Below are 21,644 nucleotides of genomic sequence, written 5' to 3' on the forward strand. Positions count from 1 at the left end.
AGTGTCCGTATATACTTTAAACAATGTGGTAAATACTTAGTAGAGGTTACTTACGGGGTACAAGAGGAAAAGCTCGATAATAGTTATCGTCCTTAAATGTATTAAACAGGCGTAGTTCATTTCCGTCGTATGAGCCAGGAAAGAACATTACTAAGGGTATTTTGTCAAGTACCGAGTGTAAGTTGTTCAGGATAGTGTGCGATCGCAATATTGGATAACTAGCACCAACCCCAGTCATCAAAATCAACTGTTCGTTACCTTGCAGTTGTCGATTAATATAAGCAATAATTTGGTCGGGTCGAACAAGCGGTGCTATGGTCTTTGCTAAAGTCGCGCTTCCCTTCGTTGCTTCCAAGTCAAAAGTCCTTTGTAACACCTTTCGTTCATCTAAAATAGCGAGGATAGATTTATATAAATTTATCTCCACCACCACTAATTCATCAGGTGGACTCGTTAGCTGGAAAATTAGCTTATCAACACGCTGCTGCACCAAAGGCTCGTATTCGGGGTCATAATCGAAAATATAGAACCCAATTTCATTACCAATACCACGATTACTTAGCAAACGCGGGTCTTGTAATTTAGCCAGTACTACATCCAAGCGTTGATGAATGGTTAGCTGGATCATAAGTTACGTCACAATATTTTGTCAGTGTCGGTCAATTAAAACGCAACTTGTAGGATACACACAATCTTGTCTACGTTTATTCTAGATAGCGGAACAGATTGTATGTTATTTTAGCTACTAAATAATCAGTTTAGCAAAAGCTCAAGCATTTAAATAAGGCTAAAAGCCATTGTTATCTTATACACATCTACTTAGTAGGCTTTCTGACGCTTTGCCATACTTCTAAAAGGTGCATTGCATTTATTACATTCTCCCTGTTCCCATAACGCTGGGATAGCAAAACGCTCTTTGCAAAAGGGACATTCTGAAAGTAGACGCAATTGGTGGCGATCGCACCCCACCGTTGATTGAAACTGCCACTCTAGGCGGTGATATGATTTCTCAGCATAACAAGCTGCACATAAACGAATTGGCTCTAGCTTCATTTTTTCGCCTTGTGGCGGCAGCATTTGAACTATCTTGTCTGCGTCCAAACCTATCAGTTTTGTGATCGCCTCTAATTCCTTTTGACTGGGAACCGGATTCAATCGAAATTTCTCCCACCTTGCTAATACTGGGCCAATTCCTGCGGCTTTACTTAAACTCGCAGGAGACGAGACACAAACTGCTTCGTGTCGCCTAAATCGTCCAAAATAGTGACTAATACTCTCCCCTTCGTTGGGTTCTACATACCAAGGCGGACGTTGAACCGCTTCTGGCTCCATAACTTACATCTCAATACCTAAACAGCTTGAACTCAAAGCAAATATGCCACTTTAGCCTTTCCTCGTAAATATAACTTTTGCTTTCTTGCGTCTAGCAAACCTTTTAGTCAAATTATATTGATTCAGTTCAAAATGCGGCTCATTTATTTTCAGTAGCGCAATCTTGCGAAGGAAATCATATAAAGGTTCAAATATCCAGATTTTAGTCACAAATTTAACACTTCGGTACATAAACTTGCTTAAATAACTGTAATCCTTCATGGCGGGAATTAAAAGTTTGACTTTGCGATGCGATCGCACTGTTTGAGCAATAAATTTTTATTTAGTGCAACACAAAATTGCAAGTTTTGAGTTTTTGCCAATGAGAATTGCTAGGAGACTGTAAAAACTAAGTCACTTCTAGAGCGTTGGCGCACTCTCTCGTAGAGAAGCTTCTCCAAAGGAGACTGACTTTCATCTTAAATTCTCATAAGCTGTTGCGCCTACAATTTGCATATAATAAAAATGAATATAACTTCGGGTATAGGTTGTTATGCCGGCTATTGGCTTTCTAAGCTTAGAACAAAAACAACATCTACAACAGTTGTTAAAACAGAGCGATCGCTCTGAAATGAGAGAGCGAGTTTTGATACTGTTATTGATGAATGATGGTAGAACGCAAGAAGAAATAGCAGCATTAATCGGTTGTTCTCGTAGAACAGTAGCATATTGGTGTGTGCATGGAGATCCAGATACGATAGAAAGCTTAGAAGACGGTAGAAGAAAAAGAGAATATAGAAAAGTTAATCAAGTTTACATAGATAAACTATTAGAGATAGTAGAGAAAGAACCAAGTGAGTTAGGTTATGAATTTGGTCGATGGACAGCAGAAAGATTATCAACATATTTAGAGAAAGAAACAGGATTAAAAATAAGCAGTTCTCAAGTAAGGAAGATATTAAAAAGAAAAAAGTATGCTTACCTTTGGGCAAAGTATAGTCTAGAGGACAGACAAAATGCAGAGAAAAGAAAAAAATTTAAAGAAAAATTTCAAAATTATTTATCAATAGTAAAAGAGAACCCAAAGCTTTATCAGATATGGTTTTGGGATGAAAGTGGTTTTAGTTTACGAGTGTTAAGAAGGAAAACTTGGGGTAAAAAAGGAAAAAGAAAAAAAATTACTGGCAAACGTAGTAGAGGTCGAGTAAACATGATGGGAGGTTTAAGGCTATCTGATAAAAAGCGGGTATGTTATTTTATTGAAAGAGGAAATTCAGAAACCTTTTATGAGCAACTCAAACAATTGCACGAATTTGTATTAAAAGAATGGTTGGCTTTAGGGAATAGTCAAGAATGTTTTCACGAACATGGGCCAAAAATAGTTATATTTTTGGATAATGCAAGTTACCATAAACGTAAAGATATATGCGCCGAAATAGAAAAAAATCTACCGAATATTATTCTTGAATATCTCTCTGCTTATAGCCCTGATTTTAATCTAATTGAATTAGTTTGGCATTCATGTAAAGAATATATAGCTCATCGACTGTTTCAATCAGAATGAATTTACATTAATTACTTAAGAATCAATATCAATACAAATCACTGTAACGTATGGATTAATTACTGATTCAGGTACATCAATTGTTAATTCTCCTAACGGATTAGAATTGAGGAGAGAATCAATAATTGCACAGCGACTTGTGTAGGTTAGTGCTGTGCCGTCAGCAAGAACAAACACCGATTTTACTTGTTTGATTGGTATACCCCTAACTGATATTGTTTCGTAAGGTTTCATTAATAGGTGTAAATAAATGCGATCGCCCTTACGAGTTGAGGGGCCATAAAATTGCCACGGTTCTAATCCTGGGGTTGTATCAAGTATACTTTCAGAGTGGCTCCCCATCCAATCTGCTATATCTTTGAGACGCTCTAACTGCTCAGGAGGCATTTGTCCATTACCCATTGGACTAACATTAAGCAAGAGGTTGCCCCCTTTGCCTGCTACTTCGCAAAGAGTGTGAATCAATTGACGAGACGATTTGAAGTTGCAATCATCTGAATTATATCCCCAACTCTCGTTAATAGTCAGACAAGTTTCCCAAGTACGATCGGGTGGGTGAGGAGGAATAAACTGTTCAGGAGTCTCAAAATCTCCACAATTCGGAAGACGATCGTTGATGAGAATATTAGGTTGTAAATCACGAATCATTTTTGCTAATTCTTGAGCCTGCCATTGCTCAGGAGTGCGTTCCCAACTTCCGTCAAACCAAATGATGTCAATTTGACCATAGTTAGTCAATAATTCTCGTATCTGATTGAACATAAATTGGATATATCGCTCCCACTGTTGGGCTGTAGGTTGAGGTAGCTTATCAAAGCGATAAGGTTTATCTGCTTCTGTAAAAGCTGGATAGTCTGGATGATGCCAGTCACTAAGCGAAAAATAAAGACCAATACGCAATCCTACAGAGCGCATCGCTTCGATATATTCACGTACAATATCTTTTTTATAAGGTGCAGATGCAATTGAAAAGTCTGATTCTTGGGTATGGAATAGGGCAAAACCATTATGATGTTTGGCTGTTAATATGGCATATTTCATTCCTAGACTTTTTGCTAAATCTGCCCATTCTTGAGGATTGTATTGCTGTGGATTGAAAGTATTAGCTGTGTAGTGATATTTCTCAACTGGAATATCTTTGCAAAAAGGTAGGCTGAATACACCCCCAACTAACGGCCAAGATAACTCACATCCTTGTTGGGAACTATGTCCCCAATGAATAAACATCCCCAATCGAGCTGTATCAAACCAGTTATTCATCATGGTGAAATTTGGTAATAATTCTGCTTAATAAAGGAGAAATAGCTCCCTTTGCATATTAGTACATATACAGATTTTGGTTGTTATTATTTGTTGGCTGAGGTGAAAAGGCGATCGCATTGGTTATAGAATCCAGTTGTCACGACTTATCCTCAATCACCAATGTAGACTCAGCAGTACGCCCAAATTCTTCTGGCGCATATTGCAGGTGAACTTCTGCACCAGGCCAAGAAAATGTACCAGGAGTAACAGAACGGACTAAGTAATGGAGGCTATAAACTCCTGGTTCCAGGTGGTCGGCATAGGCGATAATGCGATCGCGGTACACATTCTTAAAACCAAGTTCCCAGCTATCGGCTTTTGCTTGTAATGCAGCTGTGGTAGTTTGAAAACTTGCATCCACTGCCTCAAAACCTGATGGTAAGGGATCTTTTATCACCAGATGATCCACAGAACGATCGGCAATAATTTCTAAACCAATATCAAACACCTGTCCAGAGGCTAAAGTCAAGGGTTTATCGAACGCGTAAAGACCTGTTTTTTGTAAAACTTTGTCTTTATTTACTTGACTAATTTCTCGTGTTATGCGTAAACCATTAAATCTCCCTGCTTGATTTCCCTGCAAGCGATAATTATAAGCAACCAGATAGTGTAAAGTGCCATTACCTGCTTTTTGCAGCGTTAAATCATTACGCCCACGAGGTAATAGATTCATCGGCACAATTAGTTGTAAATTAGGATTTGTGTAACCTTCAAAACGATTTTCTCCTAACTTATTACCAGCTAATTGTACTGTGGCAACAAAATTAGGTGGTGTGGCTTGCAGTTGACTATAATCTACCAAAGCTGTTAAAGCTTGGGCATTATTATAGTTAGTTTGCCATGTACCATCTCGTCGCAATGCCAAAAGACTTTGGAATAACTTATCTATAACTTCGGGTTTACTTTGTTTGGCAATAAATAATCGTAAAGCTTGCGCTTGCGTCGTGGTAGATGAACTCATCCATCCCCAACTAGTTGGTAAACTTACAACTGCTGTGCGACCAGTTTCATAAATATTCTGTTGCAGCTTATTCACTAATTGCTGAGATTCATCTTGCCATTCTGGGAATTGAGATAAGTATCGCGCTAGTTTAATTTGAGTTGCTACATCAAAGTTATTGCGCTGTTCATAAATATCTGCGAGGAAAGTATTGCGTTTGTCTCCCAAGTCTGCTAAAGAGATTAAAGCATTAAGTTGTAGCTGCCTTTTACAGAGTAGTTGTTTACAAAAGTCGTATTCTCCGGGGTTTGCTAGAACTTTTTGTAAATAGGCTTTCAGGCGAGATACCATTGCAGAATCGACTAAATTAGGGAACACCTGACTAGCTTTAGCCAAAGATTCACCCGTATAGGAAGAAACCCAAGGGTCGGATTTTTCTTGTCCGGGGAAAGCAGCAAAACCACCATCGGCTATTTGGAGTTTTTGTAATTTTTCAATTGCTTGACTCGCTTGTTGGCTAGGATTAAATTCTGCAAAGGTCTGACCATATTTTTGGGCAAGAGTTTGCAAATTTGCCGCAATTATTAACTGACTCGCCGCCGGTTCTGTAAATGGTAAATCATCATCTTCTAAAACTTGTTTTGCTGGTGCTTTAATTTCTGGAATCAAAGTACTCGCCAACTGAATATCTAAACCTCCCGCATCAGGGAAGGTATTTTTATCGACATTCAAAGGAATCTTTACCTGTTTGTCAGTAACACCAGATTCAACGACTTGTTCTGTAATTTCAATTGGCTTAATTTCCAAAGGTACTTCAAAAGCATCTGCGGCTGTACCATTTAGCTGAGTCGTAAAGCGAACTTTACCAGTTCCGACACTATCCGCCAGCATGGGAAAGCGATAAGCATGAGTTGCGGATTCAGCTTTGGTTTGCAAAGAAGTAGTTGTGGAGTTTTTATCAGCAAACTTCACCGTACCGCTAAGTTCGGCATTAATTGAGAGATTTCCTGTATTCCCGGTGTTGTTTGTGACGGATAAACCAGCGAGGATGCGATCGCCTGGACGGGCAAATTGTGGCAAGATAGCATTAGTTAGCAGTGGCTTGGTGCTGATAAACGTCGCCTCCCCATTGCCGAAACGCAGATTTCCATCGGTGGCGACAGCCATCACTCGCCACGTAGTTAAGTCATCCGGGAGTTTAAAAGTTATCTGTGCATTCCCATTTGCATCGGTGACGACAGAACCGTTGTAGTAAGCTAAGGCTTGAAAATCGGTGCGAGTGCGAGTATTGGCTGCACCAGTGGAGAAACCACCGCCATAACCCCAACCTTTGGGTTTAGCTATATTTTGTGCTTGTAATATGACATCTGGGCGATTATCGCTAAAGCGCGTAGAAATTGGCTGTTCTGCATAAACTGTATCTACCAAATCTGGCGGACGATAACCAGAAAGTTGTAACACCGCCTCGTTTACCACCATGACTGTAAACTGTCCTTTGGTGGAGTTTCCTTGATTGTCCTTCAATTCTAGTTGTACCGTTTCTTCTGCGCCAGGTTCTAATGATGCTTGCACTGGCTTAACTTGCAGTTTTAGATACTTATCTTCTAAATTAACTTTAAAAGGTGCAAAACCAATCTTCACCAAGTTATCTAAACTTCCCGCTTCTACTTGGTTGATGGGTTTACCTTGTCTTACTAAGACAGCTTCAATGGCTGCATTTGGTAGCATTTCTGGTGTAACTTGAAACTGAATTTGTGGCGCGCCTCCCTGAACTTTGATAATCTGCTGATAAAGGGGTTTGTCTTTAATCACAGCAAAGTATAATTCTGCATCTGGATAGGGAGATTGAATTAATATAGTAGCAGTATCACCAGGTTTAAACTCTTTTTTATCTAATTTAACTTCTAAGACATCATCTTCCTTAGAACCCCAAAATACCGGATTTTCTCCAGTTGCCCAAATTTGCAAATCTGTGGCACTTGATTCGCTTTTTGCATCGCTCAAATTAACTCTAATCCGATATGAGGCAGATTCCGGTGCTGTTAAATTTACTGATTGTGGATTACTTGCAGATGTAATTTCTGCTTGTCCCACTGTTTTATATTCAATTTGATTTTTTGGTGTTCGGCTACCTTCCACCAACTGTGTGACGCTGCTATATTTAATCTGTTGTAATTCCAGGCGCACCCGTTGACCTGTGATTGGTTTTCCTGTCGGGTCAGTAACAATCACTTCAATCGGAAAAGGCTTACCAGCATCAGCGATAAAATTACTTTTTAACCCGATGAGGCGATTACTTGGTAAGGCTGTAAATGTTTTTGAATTCGCTACAGAAAGATTAGAAACATCTGCAACTTGCACATCTACTTGGTAAGTCATCGGATATGGTAAATCATTTGCCACATTCACAGTTTGACTACTTTTACCATTAGCATCTAGCTGGGCATTAGTTTGCAATACATCACTAGATATAGTAGGCGTTTCCTCTGGCCATAACCATTGCCTACCAAAAGTAAATCCTTCCCAACCTTTAGGAACAAAATCAGCTTGCTGGCGAGTGATAAAATATTTTGCTTCTCCACCTTCTACAGGTGCGCCAAACAAATAATTGCTTGTAGCATTAATATTAACTTTCTCGTCAATATATGCAAATTCTTTATCTAAGTTGAGTTCGACTTTAAAATTGGGTGGCTTAAACTCAGCTACCCGAAATTCTCCAGAAATTTCTTGTCCATTTTTACCTTTAGCCTGGATTGTATAGTAGCCTAAGCGCTGAGTAGTTTTAATTGGTAGTTCCAAAGAAAAACTGCCAAATTCATTTGTGGTTTGCGTACCTAAGCTGGTTTTTTGCCCATCGGGATTTACCAAAGTTAATTGGTAAGCAGCATTTTTATCTTGCTGAATCGCACCATTTTGTAAATAGTCTGCAAAACCAGTTAACCAAGCTTTTTCGCCTGGTTGATATAACTGTCTGTCTGAAAAAATTATCCCGCGTGATTCTGGCTTTTTATCTTGCCAACCTGCATCAATACCATAGCCATAAACACCGCTATACTCTTCAGTTCTAGCGAATGCCCAATCTTGATTTTCACGGGCAATTACTAATAATTGTGGTGATTTACTAGAGCTTTCATTCCCAGAATAACATTGCTGTAATCCTTCACGAGCAATTCTAAAAATTCCATTGTCATCAGTTTTACCTATTGCACAAGGTAAAGCTTCGGGGCGAGATTTTGCTTGTAATTTTGATTGATAAATTTCAACGGCAGCCGCTTTAACTGGTGAACCATCTGTAAGATGATTGACGCGAATTAACCCTGACTCAGGAAACCACTGAGTAAATACGCCCAAATTTGTCAATTCAACTAAGCCATAAGTCGTAGGTTCGCGCCACAGTTCCTTACCATTTTCTTGATATTTATTAGTGCGGGCTTGGACTCCATAAGCTAACATCCCCGTAGCAGCACTAATTTTTTCTCGCAGAGGAACAGCAATATCAACTGACTGATTTTTCTTACCCGATACCTTAAAGCTTTGCCATTCAGAAGCTTGTGGTAATAAATCACTACTATTATTAAAATAAACTAAATCTGTAGGTTGAACTACTCGATAAGCGGCTTTATATTTAGATTCTGGCAGATTACCCGTACTAATATTTAGCTGTAAATCTTTACTTGTGGGGAAAATATTCAAATCTGATGGTACCCAGATATCACCAGCTAAATCTCCAGTATCATATTTAAGTGTGACGGGTTTACCCAAAGTTTGCCCAAACTTATCTTTGAGATTTCCGCCGATAGAAATTGTATAAGTCTTGGCAGGTTCTAGCGCATAAGGATTGATGCCGACAATTTTATCTTCATCATTAACTTCCAAAATTCTTGAAATCTCTTTTGGTGCTGGATTAATAGTAATGTTTTCTTTAGCCGAATCTGCTAATAAAACGTTATTAAATTCTAGCTGCGGACTGCCTTTAACAAATCGTCCAAATGTTCCGCCTGAATCTGGCTGTCCGTAAAAGTTAATTTTCTGAAAAGCCAAAGGCGAATAAGTTGCTAACTTCGTGGCAAATTCTTTCGCTGTAGCTAGATTGCCATAAGCAGGAAGGATTCCGGGAGAAAATACTAGCCGATAACTAGTTGCTTTTTCCAGATTTTGCTGTGGGATGAGATTATAAATCCAATTGCGTGCTGAAGGGTCAAACTTTTCTAAAGGGTCTTCTTCATTTTTTAATGGTTTTTCTTCTTTGTTTAATTCGACTTTAAAACCTATACCTTTATTTTTACCTTCTGGAATTAATTGTAAATGTTCTTGTACAGAAACTAAATCCAATTCGACATTGGAAGTAAACTGTAACTTCTGTTGTAAATCAATTGGTTCGATATCAGCCTTCTCTATGGGATTGACACCGGGTAAATTAGTCAGGTTGATAGATTCGGTATTAAAAGTCCAAGGTAAATCTTTGTCTAGACGATGATTTTTTAAATCAGCTAAACCTGCTTTGAGAGTGACTTGAAATCTTGTCGCTATTGGTAATGCCTTCTCAGCTTGAAATCCTACCATGCGGGGTGTCAAAAAGCGAAATTGACCGGGTAAAGGCGGCCAAATAGCAAATTTTTGTAATATTTTTTGCTGTTCTGGACTATCAAGACTTTCAACTGGGATTAAAGCCTCTTTAAAACGGATGCGGATTTGATTGAGGGGTTTTGCATCTCCAATGGGACTTATTTGTTCAATCCAGTCTGGTAATTTTGGTGGTGTGAGTGAGGAAACTGCTGGGAGTTGTTCTTTACTTGAGTTTATACCAAAAAAATTACACCCTGCCATCCCTAATATAAATGTAAAGAGAAGGATAAACTGTATTGTTCTCTTCCGCCTTGAAGAACGTCTAATTTTTTTTAACAAACTGCCAATAACCCTAAGAATGCGATAGGTTATTTTATGCTGGAAACGCAGTAAAACTCTGATAATCATTTTTCTAGCAATTAAAAATAAAAAATTCACGCACTATACCAAATAAAAACGTAAGAATTCAGGAGTCAGAATTCAGAATAGTTAAATAATCAGGAGAAGATTTGATGAATAAATATACCAATCATTCTAGATTCCTGATAAATTCTGGGTGCTGACTCCTGGGTGCTGAATTCTTACATAAAAACTTTCATTCCCTGATGGAGTCGGAAATGCCAAGGCTAATAAAGGACGCAAGATAACTAGTTATTTTTACACAAGCTGCGGATGTAACGTATGTTTATTTACATAGATAACTAATCTAGTGTTATTGTTCCAAAAATGACTACAATTCTTAACTATAAAGAAGTATTTAAGTTTCGCAAACATTAATTTACATCTGCTGAGTTAGTAAAAATTAATTATTAAGGATTTGAAATATTTACTGATGTAGATGTAATCGCTGCGTCAAGATTAAGGTAAGTATTCTTGGACAGGGGATTCCCTGATGAAACTAATTTTACGATCGCTACTCAAACTTAAGCGCACTAGTAAAGTTATCATAGCTGTGCTGCTAATCTGTCTCGTGATACGCTTACTACCTTATTTTGCGCCCATCCGGGCCGCAGATATTGCCCAAAATCATTTGGCAATGCAATTTAGCGATCGCAATGGTTTACCATTAGGAACATTGCTCACCCGTGACCAAGAGCATACATCAGTAGTACCCCTAAATCAGGTTTCGCCCCAGTTTATCCATGCCATTTTAGCCGCCGAAGATGGCAGCTTTTACCATCATGGGGCGTTGGATATGAAAGCTGTTATCCGCGCCAGCAAAGAAGCCATCCACGCGAAACGTATTGTTTCCGGTGCTTCCACAATTACTATGCAGTTGGCGCGGATGTTACAACCAGTCCCGCGTACTCTGTCAGGTAAAATGCAAGAGATTTGGCTATCTTGGCGGTTAACAGCAGGGATGAACAAAGATGAAATTCTCTCTGCATATATCAATCGGCTACCAATGGGCGGGAATATATATGGTGTGGAAGCAGCCGCGCGGACTTATTTTTCCATCCCAGCTAGTGAGTTGAATCTTGCTCAAGCTAGTTTGTTAGCTGCTATTCCCAATAATCCCACATATTTTAATCCTTACGAACATTGGGAACGGCTTAAGCAGCGGCAAAAATACGTCCTTAATCGGATGGTACAGGAAAAGTATATTAGTGGTGCGAACGCAACCCGAACACATACTGAAAAAGTTGTGTTTCAGTCTCGCCAAGGGGGAATTATCGCTGCACCACACTTTTTATTTTGGTTAGCCAATCAGTTTGATAAGACGCAAACAGAACAAAATTCCCCCATCCGCACGACTATAAATCGCCCTTTGCAGCAGTTTGTGGAAGCACAGGCACAGCAGGTAATTTCTTCCCTAGCCGCTAACAATGTCCATGATGCTGCTGCGTTAGTGATTGACAACCAGACTGGTGAAGTTTTGGCTTATGTCGGTTCACCTGATTACTTTAATGAAGCCAAACTGGGACGCAATGATGGAGTGCAAGCACTACGTCAACCAGGTTCTACCCTTAAGCCTTTTGTCTATGAACTAGCTTTAGAAAAAGGTTTAATTCGCCCAAACACCATTTTGGCAGATGTACCCGCCCATTACGCAATTCCTGGTGCGAAACTTTACAGCCCCACAGATTACACCGAAAGATTTCTTGGCCCGGTGCGGGTGCGAATCGCTTTAGCAAATTCTTTAAATGTACCTGCAATAAAGGTATTAGAAAAAGTTGGTGTGGAAACTTTTTTAGAACGACTGCATCAACTGGGATTTGAACACCTCAATCAAACTCCAGAACATTATGGTTTGGGTTTGACTCTAGGTAGTGGCGAAGTCAGTCTTTGGGAATTAGCCCGTGCTTACCTGACCATAGCACGACAAGGAGATGCTACCCCAATAGTCAGCACATTTTCCAATTCCCCAATCCAAAATCGTTCGGTTGAGCGAGGTCGAAGTCCCAAATATACAATCCAAAATCAGACAATATGGCAATTAATCACCAATATACTCAGTGATAGCTATGCTCGTGCAACAGCATTTGGTGTAGACTCGGTGTTAAATTTACCCTTTCCTGTTGCTGTTAAAACTGGCACTTCTTCCAATTTTCGTGATACTTGGACTGTTGGCTTCACTACAGATTACACCGTCGCTACTTGGGTAGGCAATTTCAATGGCGAACCAATGCGACAAGTTTCAGGTGTGACGGGCGCAGCACCTTTATGGAATCGAATTATGTTACATCTGCACGAACATCAAGAACCAGCAGGTTTTCCCCCTCCAGAAGGTTTAGTGCAATTACCTGTTTGTGCAATTTCTGGGTTACGACCCACACCAGATTGTACCTCAGTGGTGCAGGAATATTTCTATCCTGAAGATAAAAGTAATTACGAACGTGACAATCAATTCAATTTGCCACCAGAGTATGATGAATGGTTAGCAAAACAACAGCAGTCAAATTTTACTTCTACCAATTTGAGAATTTTATCTCCACATCATGGCGATTTATTTTTAGTTTATCCTGGTGAAGAAGCAAAGCAAAAACTCGAATTTAAGCTAGCTGGAAATAAATCTGCACCAGTGGAGTGGTGGTTAAACGGCGAAAAGTTAGATACAAACTCAGCTAATTCTTTATTTTGGAATTTACGTCCTGGTAAGTGGACTTTGGAAGCAAAAAACGGGGAAATGAGTGACAAGGTAAGTTTTCAGGTGGAGTTAGCTAATATGAAACCTACGCGTCGAGGCTTTTCTATTAGTAATAATTAAAATAGCAACGATGGCTCTCTGTCAATGGGGAACTCTTGAACGTGTCTGCTTGATAGGAATCTCAATGATAAACTCTGTACCCTTACCAGGTACAGAAATACACTGAATTTTTCCTTGATGTTTTTCCACTATAATCTCGTAACTAATAGATAATCCTAAGCCAGTACCTTTACCTATAGGTTTAGTAGTAAAGAAAGGGTCAAATAATCTAGTTTGATCTTCTTCAGTTATTCCTAAACCATTATCTTTTATACTAATAATTACAGACTCTTCATTTTTAACTTGAGTATGGATAATAATAGAATTAAGCTGTCTTTCAATATCTCCTTTTAAACACTCTACTTCCCGTTGATGTAAAGCATCAATAGCGTTACTAAGGATATTCATAAATACCTGATTTAGCCCTCCTGCATAACATTCAACAAGAGGCAAATTCCCATAATCTTTGATAATTGCAATTTCCTGCTGTTTCTGATTTTCTTTGAAACGATACTGTAAAATTAATAGGGTGCTATTAATTCCTTCATGAATATCAACAAATTTCATTTCTGCTTCATCAAGGCGTGAGAAGTTACGCAAAGTGAGTACAATTTCGCGAATACGTTCAGTACCAACTGCCATTGATGATAAGACTTTTGGCATATCATCAACAATAAACTCTAAATCTATCTCATTAATTAGAGTAGTTATTTCTGATTTCTCACTAGAACAGTCTTGCTGATACAGTTTAATTAAAGTTAGTAATTGCTGACTATATTCTCTAAGATGCATCAGATTACCATAAATAAAATTAACTGGATTATTGATTTCATGAGCAACACCAGCAACTAGCTGACCTAATGAAGACATTTTTTCAGTTTGAATCAGTTGTACTTGAGTGTGTTGCAATTCTTGCAGTGTATTTTGTAGCTGAACATTTTTATGTTTTAATTTTGCCGTTCTCTCCGTAACTTGCATTTCCAATCGATAATTCGTTTCTTCTAAAGCGGCTTGAGCAATTTTTTTAGCTTTTAAGTATTGCTGTAATAAATGCAATACTAAAAGCCATGCCGGAATCAGCATCGCTAAACTTATAATAGACTCCGAAATCGCCCATAGGATTCTTTGATAATATTCATTAACCCTCTGCTGTAATTGAAGCGATATATTATATTTTCTTTTCATCACCCCATCAGCATAAATTTGCTTCTGAGTTTCATATTCGCGGCTAAAAAGTAGTTGTTGTGCTGTCTCTTTTTGATTTTTATTAACTAAATCAAAAGATTGATATTCCATTGCGACTAGGCGCTGATTAGCAGCATCAATTTTCTTGGTATCCTCATTTTTATATGCTTTAGGAGCTAGTTTAATGGATTCTTGAATAGCAATATCAAGCTTAGGTTCAAATTGGCGATATCGTTGTTCCCAAATAGTGTTTCCTGTAGCAGCATTCATGCGGGCTGACATAGTTAATACTTCATCAAAATAAGTAATTTCATCACTTAATATTTGAAGTTTAAATTCATTTTTAGTGATGCTATTGAAGTTATAATATGCTTGCAAGTTGAGCCAAACTTGAGGAATAAATAAGAGCAGAGTAAGTAGTACTGTTACAGTTATTAGTTGAGAGGAAGCAAATCTCAGTTTATAAGGTAGGTGCATTTTCATACTCTTTTTTTAGATATATTTTAATTAATTTTTGTCGCTATTAATACTCTTGCATCAGTTTAGACTCATCAGTATTGATACCGAAAAAATTTCTCAAAAATCCTATAGTTTCATTTTGGTAAAATTCAAAGTTAATTTCATTTATTTGTTTGACTTTAATCTTTCTGCCATAAATAAATCCTAACTTAAAACTCATAAAGTCTAATTTTGAAAAATTATAAGGAACTGGATAGATAAATTTAGCAAAGAATTGATATATGAATAAATGTAGTTGATTAGTCTTTAAGTCATTACCCATTGTAAATCCTATGACAAAGGCTTCATCTTGAGAAGAAATCCCTCTATCTAAAAGTATGTGAATATAATCATGATGGAGCAGACTAATTTTTCCAGGTAATGCCATTATGCTATTAGGATTCTCCAGTAACCAAATGACAAAAGGCATTTTCTGCTCACCATGTAACCTAAATACTAATGAATGTGCTTTTTTCAAATTCATTTGAGCGATATCTATTTGAAAAGCTTTATCTAAATTAAATGCCATATTCTGTATATTTATAATCAAACAACTAACTTATTAATATTTGTTTTTCTTCTAATTTGTCTATAATTCTCAACAAAATTATTTTTATTTTTATAATTAAGTATATAAAAAACAATTTTACATAAAATTCCAGTATTATCACTGAAGCTTGTGCTAAGGGCAAAAGCATCTATAGCAGTTCTCAGTTGAGTGAGGTACAAGAACCCCACCCCCAACCCCCTCCCCGCAAGCAAGGAGGGCAGGGTGGTTTCATACGAAAAAAGAAAAATACATAAGCCTTGATTTCTTGTTTTGTAGCATGGCTTTTTACCCCTCTCCAAACCTCTCCCCGAAACGGAGAGAGGCTTTGAAACCCAGTTTTAGTTTTTCTCTCGTTGTATGAAACCACCCTGCTCCCCGCAAGCAAGGAGGGGGCTATGATGTACTTTATGTGATTAGTAAATAAACGCCATAAATGAAGAATCATCGACTGAGATAAATTGCTGCACTCTGCTGTGAAAAAAGATGTTGCTGCAATAGCTCGATCGCACTTTGGTTGATGGACTATTTCTCAGAGGCTGTTTGAAAAGTGGTTGGCTGTGATTTTAGGTACTTATTGATCGATCTCCCCTAGCCCTTAAAAAGGGGGGAACCGGAATCAAATTCCCCCAATTTATCGGGAGATTTAGGGGGATCTAGAACTTTTTGCTACCGTGAAGAGGACTTTTCAAACATCCTCTCCCGATCTTGAGTTCGATGAATGCGTTGCTCGATATAAGTAACGAATTAGATACCGGAAAGTGTCAAACTAAATATAAAGTTTATAGAAAAACTGCAAACTCAAACCATGACTCAACAACCAACTGATTTAGATAATAAAGCTGTATTTGAGCAGTTGTGGGAGATTACAAAGGAACTCCGCCAAAAATTAGAGGCTCGTTTTCAGTTACATCCAGACCCTTCTGTAGAAAATTTACAGCAATACAGCAGTCTTGATGGCAATATGAAGGGTTCGCTAACCGCTTTTTCTGGGGAAGAAATCGACTGGCTAGTGCATTCGTGGTTGGGAAACCCGGAAAAATCAAACTTTGCTACTATGCGTCTCACCACTTGGTTGAAGTCCCATATTCAGGTTCCTCATTTGGCCTTCGAGTTTGGCACACTTCCAAATATTTTCTTTTATATAGATTACATTCCTCGGACTGAGCTTTTAACCGATTTGGCATCTCTAGATCGCTACTATGAGCCAGTTAATCAAACATTCTTAAAATTACAGCAAGATTCGCGGCTCAAGGTATTTACTAGCAAAAGTGCGTATATTCGCCTATTTCAATCGCCCGTTAGTCTTTGCTACACAGGCGCACCTACTTTTGAAACCCTGGAACTAACTCGCACACTTGCACACGAAACACTCGATCGCTGGTTAACTTGGATAGATGGCGCTGAACCTGTGCCAGAAGATGCACGAGAAACTTTAGCTGCTCGCGATTTAGCGCTCCGCCGGATCAGTGCTGAACGCGATCCAGGTAATAAATTTGCCGCACAGATGTTTGGCTCGGAATTGACAGAGAAACTTGTGCGATCGCTCTGGGGTGGCGATCGCATTCTCTAAATTAGTCATTTGTCATTGGTCATTTGTTATGACTCTCAATTTTCCATGTCCACTAATTTAGAATCGTACTGCGCTTTAGCATCGCAAGTTACCTGTTATGCAATCAACCTTCACTCGCGATCGCCAATCACACTTTTACCCTGCTAATACTATGCTGGAAAGAGAAGTAGACCGCAAACACTTCCTGCAAACACAGCAAACCACCATTGAGTGCTTCACCAACCTGGGGATGATTTGAATTTGGGAATGGAAATTGGGGATTAGGAAGTAATAACAAATGACAAATGACAAATGACAAATGACAAAACCAATAGAAGTCCGCAATCCCCGAACTGGCAAATTTGACTACGTAATTATCCCGCCGCCTCCAAGGTTGGTGGTACAGCAATGTAAGCGGACGCGCCGGGCACAAGTTCGCTGGCAGAAATTGGGCTTAGAGGGGAGAATTGAAGCTTTACAGCAGTGGAAGGATGCGATAATATCTGGACGCGATCGCCTCACGGAAGCTTTGGTAAATGATACAGGAAGATTGTCAATCTCGGTATTAGAAATAGATTCTTTCCTCTCCAGCATCGATCGCTGGTGTCGGTTAGCACCGGAATTGTTGCAAGAATCGGCAAAAAATACAGCCATTCCCTTTATTGCTTTGCAACAAACATCTGTTCCTTATCCCCTAGTTGGGGTAATTAGCCCGTGGAATTTTCCGCTGTCACTGTCTACTGTTGATACCATTCCGGCATTGTTGGCGGGTTGTGCTGTGATTGTCAAACCCAGTGAAATTACTCCCCGTTTCGTAGCACCACTGATTACAGCACTCAACGCCATTCCCAAATTGCACGATGTTTTAACTTTTGTGGAAGGAGCAGGGGAAACTGGATCTGTTTTGATTGAAAATGTAGATTTGGTCTGTTTTACAGGCAGTGTAGCCACAGGGAGAAAAGTTGCACAGGCGGCTGCAAAACAGTTTATTCCAGCTTTTTTGGAATTAGGAGGAAAAGATCCTGCGATCGTTTTAGAATCAGCCAACTTAGAATTAGCAACCTCAGCAATATTGTGGGGTTCCGTCGTCAACACCGGACAGTCATGCCTCTCAATTGAGCGAATTTACGTTGCAGAATCGATATTTGAAAAGTTTTACCATCAACTAGTAGCCAAAGCCCATCGCCTTGAGCTAGCCTACCCCACAGTCGAAAGTGGAGAAATTGGCCCCATCATCGCTCAAAGACAAGCAGCCGTTATTAGCGATCATCTCATAGATGCAGTTGAAAAGGGAGCAGTAATTCACTGCGGCGGTGTAATAGAGGATTTAGGTGGGGGTTGGTGGTGTCGTCCCACAGTGCTTACCCAAGTTAATCATTCCATGAAAGTCATGACCGAAGAGACTTTTGGCCCCATTATGCCAGTGATGCCTTTTTCCACAGTAGAGGAAGCAGTCTCTTTAGCCAATGACTCAATCTATGGATTAAGTGCTGCTGTATTTGCCTCGGAAACAGAAGCCTTAGAAATTGCCCACCAGATAGATGCAGGTGCTATTAGTATCAACGATGCTGGACTCACCGCCATTATGCACGAGGGGGAGAAAAACGCCTTCAAATTCTCTGGTTTGGGAGGTTCACGTATGGGTGCAGCGGCGCTGAAACGGTTCATGCGAAAAAAAGCTATTTTGATCAAAACCAACTCAACTAGTGACCCTTGGTGGTTTGATAATCAAGAATAGTGAAGGAATAATAAAGAATTGATAACAGGAAAAATAAATACAAATGAAAAATAATAGTCTCTAATAAAGCTTATAGAAATAGGAATTGAACATGACTATCATTAAAACAGAAATGCCCCTAATGGCCCGTCATGAAGGAGAGTGGTCGGGTTCTTACACACTGGTTGATACAGAAGGAAAAATTTTAGATAAATATACTTCTCATTTAAGCTGCAAATTTATTGAAAACCCTCCTTATTCCTACTACCAAATAAATCGCTACCAATGGCCTAATGGTAAACAAGAGGAACATCATTTTCCTGGTTTATATCGAGATAAAAAAGTATGGTTTGACACCGAACGCCTTGAGGGTAATGCCTGGGAAGTAGACGATGCAACTATTATGTTCCGATTTACTTTTAAGAAGGCTCCGGGTGCTTACTTGTATGAAGTGATTTTCATCAGCCCTTGCAATAACTATCGTTTCCGCACCTGGCATTGGTTTAAGAACGATCGACTCTATCAACGTACATTGGTGCAAGAAGAACGGATAAAATAGACATAGGAGTGAAACCCGTCAGGGGTTTCAATAATCAAGCAGATATGATATAACTCTTATCTCAAATTTCAACTTAGTAAGGTACATACATGGCCAAAGGTGACAAAATAAACTTTTCTACCCCTAGCGGGTTTCCAGAATTTCTTCCTAGCGAAAAGCGTCTAGAACTATATTTGCTAGATATCATCCGTAGAGTTTTTGAAAGCTATGGATTTACGCCCATCGAAACACCTGCTGTAGAACGTTTAGAAGTGCTACAAGCTAAAGGAAATCAAGGCGATAATATCATTTATGGAATCGATCCTATATTGCCACCAAATCGACAAGCCGAGAGAGATAAATCGGGCGAAACAGGTTCGGAAGCAAGAGCTTTAAAGTTCGATCAAACAGTTCCTTTAGCGGCGTATATTGCCCGTCACCTGAATGAATTAACCTTTCCCTTTGCCCGTTACCAAACCGATGTAGTTTTTCGGGGAGAACGGGCGAAAGATGGGCGTTTTCGTCAGTTTCGCCAGTGTGATATTGATGTAGTTGCGCGTCGCGAACTCAGCTTGCTCTATGATGCTCAGATGCCTGCAATTATCACTGAGATATTTGAAGCAATTAATATTGGTGATTTTCTAATTCGCATTAATAACCGAAAAGTTCTTACTGGTTTCTTTAAATCATTGGGAATTGCCGAAAATCAGATAAAATCTTGTATTGGTATTGTTGATACTCTAGAAAAGATTGGTGAAAGTAAAGTAAAACAAGATTTAGAAAAAGAAGGAATTGCAGCCGAACAGTCACAAAAAATTATTGAGTTTATTAAAATTGACGGTTCCGTTGATGAAGTCTTAGATAAGCTCAAGCATCTCGCCCAAAATCTGCCAGAAACCGAGCAATTGAGTTTAGGAGTTACCGAATTAGAAACGGTAATTACTGGAGTGCGTAATCTCGGAGTTGCCGAAAACCGTTTCTGTATTGATTTATCCATTGCGCGTGGTCTTGATTACTATACTGGCACAGTTTACGAAACAACTCTATTAGGACATGAAGCTTTAGGTAGTATTTGTTCTGGCGGAAGATATGAAGAATTAGTCGGGGTGTTTTTGGGTGAAAAAATGCCTGGTGTCGGTATTTCTATTGGCTTAACTCGCTTAATTAGTCGTTTATTAAAAGCTGGGATTCTAAATACCTTAGCTACTACACCAGCCCAAGTGATGGTAGTGAATATGCAAGAAGATTTAATGCCTACTTATTTAAAAGTTTCTCAACATCTGCGTCAGGCAGGAATTAATGTCATAACTAATTTTGATAAGCGTCCCTTGGGTAAACAATTTCAATTAGCAGACAAACAAGGAATTCAATTTTGCGTAATTATTGGTTCCGAAGAAGCCGCAGCGCAAAAGTCATCGCTCAAAGATTTGAAAACAGGCGAGCAAGTAGAAGTGCTACTAGAAAATTTGGCTGAGGAAGTTAAAAAAAGGCTTAAGTAGCTAGGTATAATTCAACATAAAGTCAAATCCTATTTCGTAGTCAGCGATTCATCGCTCAAAGCAAGGATTATGAGGACTAAAGTCCTTACTACAAACTTTAATTTATTTACGTCTAGCTACTTAGCTAAAAGTTGGTTGATATATAAAGTAGCAACTGTCTATTGCTATCTGCCTCATATACCCCAATACGGTTCAGTTAAGGCTAGCACTCTTTGTCAAAGTCATTTTTTTTAACGTAGACGCTTCTCTACGAGACGCTACGCGGAACGGCTTGCCGCAGGCTACCACAGAGGCAAGGCAGCGCGGTCTTGGGGGTTTCCCCCATGAGCGACTGCCGCGCAGAGTACACAGAGAGAAGAAAAGAGAAGGAAAAAATTGCTTAACTGAACTGTATTGTCATATACCCTACTTATTTGGAAGTCATTTATGAGTTTATCGGATGTCCCTAATCTCTGGGTTCCCATAGCACTTTTAGGTTTCATTGTTATCGCTGCTGTATTTTTCAGCCGTAGCAATTGATATTTAAAGCATTACAGTTGAGGTGGAGGTTCAGTTGTATGTTTGTTGTTGTCACACCCGATACAATCCATTTGCCCCCAGGTGCGGTAGTACGCCTACCTGGAAGTTGGCAAGATTATCAAGCACTCAATGAACAACTAGGCGATCGCTCTTCGCCTCGTATTAAATATCGAGATGGAGAAATTCTCTTGATGGCACCATTACCAGAACATGGGCGTAAAGTAAGTGTAATTGCAGATGTAGTCAAAGTTTTGCTCGATCATCTGGGACGAGAATACGAGGCATTTACCCCAATCACAATGGAACTACCACAAGAAAGTGGTATAGAACCAGACTACTGTTTTTATATTGAAAACTGGGAGACAATCGCAGGTAAAGATCGCATTAATTGGGGTGTCGATCCATCACCTGATTTAGTGGTGGAGATAGACATCACCAGCTACACCGATGTAAATGACTACCTACCTTATCGAGTACCAGAAGTTTGGTTGTTTAGGAAGAACCAGCTTGTAATTTACAGATTGCAGGGCGATCGCTACACTGTTGAAACCAGTAGCCGTTATTTCCTTAACATCAATGTGTCAGAAGTAGTTACAGAGTGTTTGAAAATTGCCTACGAGCGCAATTGTGATTTGAACTAAAAAATGAGATTTTAACTCATGATATGCTTCAGAAATGAGTATCCAGTTTATAGTTCACTTTTAATATTCGAGTTTTTT

12 protein-coding genes and 2 pseudogenes are annotated in these 21,644 nt (G+C 39.1%); 8 read left to right on the forward strand and 6 right to left on the reverse strand.

Going from position 1 to position 21,644, the window contains the following annotated elements; translation table 11 throughout:
• Positions 1–46: 46 nt before the first annotated feature.
• Positions 47–628: a DUF1788 domain-containing protein gene (locus V7K61_RS09565; protein WP_335053070.1), complete on the reverse strand. Its 582-nt coding sequence runs from the start codon at positions 626–628 to the stop codon at positions 47–49.
• Positions 629–819: 191 nt separating this feature from the next.
• Positions 820–1,332 (reverse strand): TniQ family protein, encoded by a 513-nt coding sequence (locus tag V7K61_RS09570; RefSeq protein ID WP_335053072.1) that lies wholly within the window; start codon positions 1,330–1,332, stop codon positions 820–822.
• Between the two features lie 532 nt (positions 1,333–1,864).
• Here V7K61_RS09570 and V7K61_RS09575 point away from each other — a divergent pair.
• Positions 1,865–2,872, forward strand: a pseudogene (locus V7K61_RS09575) (IS630 family transposase); the annotation flags it as partial.
• An 18-nt stretch (positions 2,873–2,890) separates the two neighbouring features.
• On the opposite strand, the gene V7K61_RS09580 reads toward V7K61_RS09575, so the two are convergent.
• Both V7K61_RS09580 and V7K61_RS09585 read right to left on the reverse strand, forming a co-directional pair.
• Entirely contained in the window at positions 2,891–4,138 is a 1,248-nt protein-coding gene (locus V7K61_RS09580) for an alpha-L-fucosidase (protein WP_335053074.1), read from the reverse strand.
• 136 nt (positions 4,139–4,274) lie between these two features.
• Entirely contained in the window at positions 4,275–9,944 is a 5,670-nt protein-coding gene (locus V7K61_RS09585) for an alpha-2-macroglobulin family protein (RefSeq protein WP_335053076.1), read from the reverse strand.
• Positions 9,945–10,575: 631 nt separating this feature from the next.
• On the opposite strand from V7K61_RS09585, the gene pbpC reads away from it, so the two are divergent.
• Positions 10,576–12,891, forward strand: a complete 2,316-nt coding sequence (gene pbpC / locus V7K61_RS09590) for a penicillin-binding protein 1C (protein ID WP_335053078.1) — start codon at positions 10,576–10,578, stop codon at positions 12,889–12,891.
• 21 nt (positions 12,892–12,912) lie between these two features.
• On the opposite strand, the gene V7K61_RS09595 is transcribed toward pbpC, so the two are convergent.
• Together V7K61_RS09595 and V7K61_RS09600 are read right to left on the reverse strand one after the other, a co-directional pair.
• Entirely contained in the window at positions 12,913–14,532 is a 1,620-nt protein-coding gene (locus tag V7K61_RS09595; RefSeq protein WP_335053094.1) for a sensor histidine kinase, read from the reverse strand.
• Positions 14,533–14,578: 46 nt separating this feature from the next.
• Positions 14,579–15,082: a hypothetical protein gene (locus V7K61_RS09600; protein WP_335053080.1), complete on the reverse strand. Its 504-nt coding sequence runs from the start codon at positions 15,080–15,082 to the stop codon at positions 14,579–14,581.
• Positions 15,083–15,908: 826 nt separating this feature from the next.
• On the opposite strand from V7K61_RS09600, the gene V7K61_RS09605 reads away from it, so the two are divergent.
• The 6 genes and pseudogenes from V7K61_RS09605 to V7K61_RS09630 all read left to right on the forward strand — a co-directional run bounded on the left by V7K61_RS09605 (position 15,909) and on the right by V7K61_RS09630 (position 21,566).
• Positions 15,909–16,673, forward strand: coding sequence for a red chlorophyll catabolite reductase (locus V7K61_RS09605; RefSeq protein WP_335053082.1), 765 nt, complete (start codon positions 15,909–15,911; stop codon positions 16,671–16,673).
• A 121-nt stretch (positions 16,674–16,794) separates the two neighbouring features.
• A pseudogene (locus V7K61_RS09610) lies at positions 16,795–16,911 on the forward strand (nitrilase-related carbon-nitrogen hydrolase); the annotation flags it as partial.
• 60 nt (positions 16,912–16,971) lie between these two features.
• Complete coding sequence (locus V7K61_RS09615; RefSeq protein ID WP_335053084.1) at positions 16,972–18,390, forward strand: aldehyde dehydrogenase family protein; 1,419 nt, start codon at positions 16,972–16,974, stop codon at positions 18,388–18,390.
• Between the two features lie 91 nt (positions 18,391–18,481).
• The gene (locus V7K61_RS09620; protein WP_335053086.1) at positions 18,482–18,928 is read left to right on the forward strand and encodes a DUF3598 family protein; all 447 of its coding nucleotides are present in this window, start codon (positions 18,482–18,484) and stop codon (positions 18,926–18,928) included.
• 89 nt (positions 18,929–19,017) lie between these two features.
• Positions 19,018–20,406 (forward strand): histidine--tRNA ligase, encoded by a 1,389-nt coding sequence (gene hisS / locus V7K61_RS09625; RefSeq protein ID WP_335053088.1) that lies wholly within the window; start codon positions 19,018–19,020, stop codon positions 20,404–20,406.
• Between the two features lie 557 nt (positions 20,407–20,963).
• Complete coding sequence (locus V7K61_RS09630) at positions 20,964–21,566, forward strand: Uma2 family endonuclease (protein WP_335053090.1); 603 nt, start codon at positions 20,964–20,966, stop codon at positions 21,564–21,566.
• Positions 21,567–21,644: the final 78 nt, after the last annotated feature.

Source organism: Nostoc sp., from assembly GCF_036918015.1.
Classification (GTDB): Bacteria; Cyanobacteriota; Cyanobacteriia; order Cyanobacteriales; family Nostocaceae; genus Nostoc.

Bases quoted from the DNA above. Each gene is read 5' to 3' on its own strand.
- V7K61_RS09595 (WP_335053094.1), bottom strand. From the start codon at position 14,532: ATGCACCTACCTTATAAACTGAGATTTGCTTCCTCTCAACTAATAACT.
- hisS (WP_335053088.1), top strand. From the start codon at position 19,018: ATGGCCAAAGGTGACAAAATAAACTTTTCTACCCCTAGCGGGTTTCCA.
- V7K61_RS09585 (WP_335053076.1), bottom strand. From the start codon at position 9,944: ATGGCAGGGTGTAATTTTTTTGGTATAAACTCAAGTAAAGAACAACTC.
- pbpC (WP_335053078.1), top strand. From the start codon at position 10,576: ATGAAACTAATTTTACGATCGCTACTCAAACTTAAGCGCACTAGTAAA.
- V7K61_RS09565 (WP_335053070.1), bottom strand. From the start codon at position 628: ATGATCCAGCTAACCATTCATCAACGCTTGGATGTAGTACTGGCTAAA.
- V7K61_RS09580 (WP_335053074.1), bottom strand. From the start codon at position 4,138: ATGATGAATAACTGGTTTGATACAGCTCGATTGGGGATGTTTATTCAT.
- V7K61_RS09570 (WP_335053072.1), bottom strand. From the start codon at position 1,332: ATGGAGCCAGAAGCGGTTCAACGTCCGCCTTGGTATGTAGAACCCAAC.
- V7K61_RS09620 (WP_335053086.1), top strand. From the start codon at position 18,482: ATGACTATCATTAAAACAGAAATGCCCCTAATGGCCCGTCATGAAGGA.
- V7K61_RS09630 (WP_335053090.1), top strand. From the start codon at position 20,964: ATGTTTGTTGTTGTCACACCCGATACAATCCATTTGCCCCCAGGTGCG.
- V7K61_RS09600 (WP_335053080.1), bottom strand. From the start codon at position 15,082: ATGGCATTTAATTTAGATAAAGCTTTTCAAATAGATATCGCTCAAATG.
- V7K61_RS09615 (WP_335053084.1), top strand. From the start codon at position 16,972: ATGACAAAACCAATAGAAGTCCGCAATCCCCGAACTGGCAAATTTGAC.
- V7K61_RS09605 (WP_335053082.1), top strand. From the start codon at position 15,909: ATGACTCAACAACCAACTGATTTAGATAATAAAGCTGTATTTGAGCAG.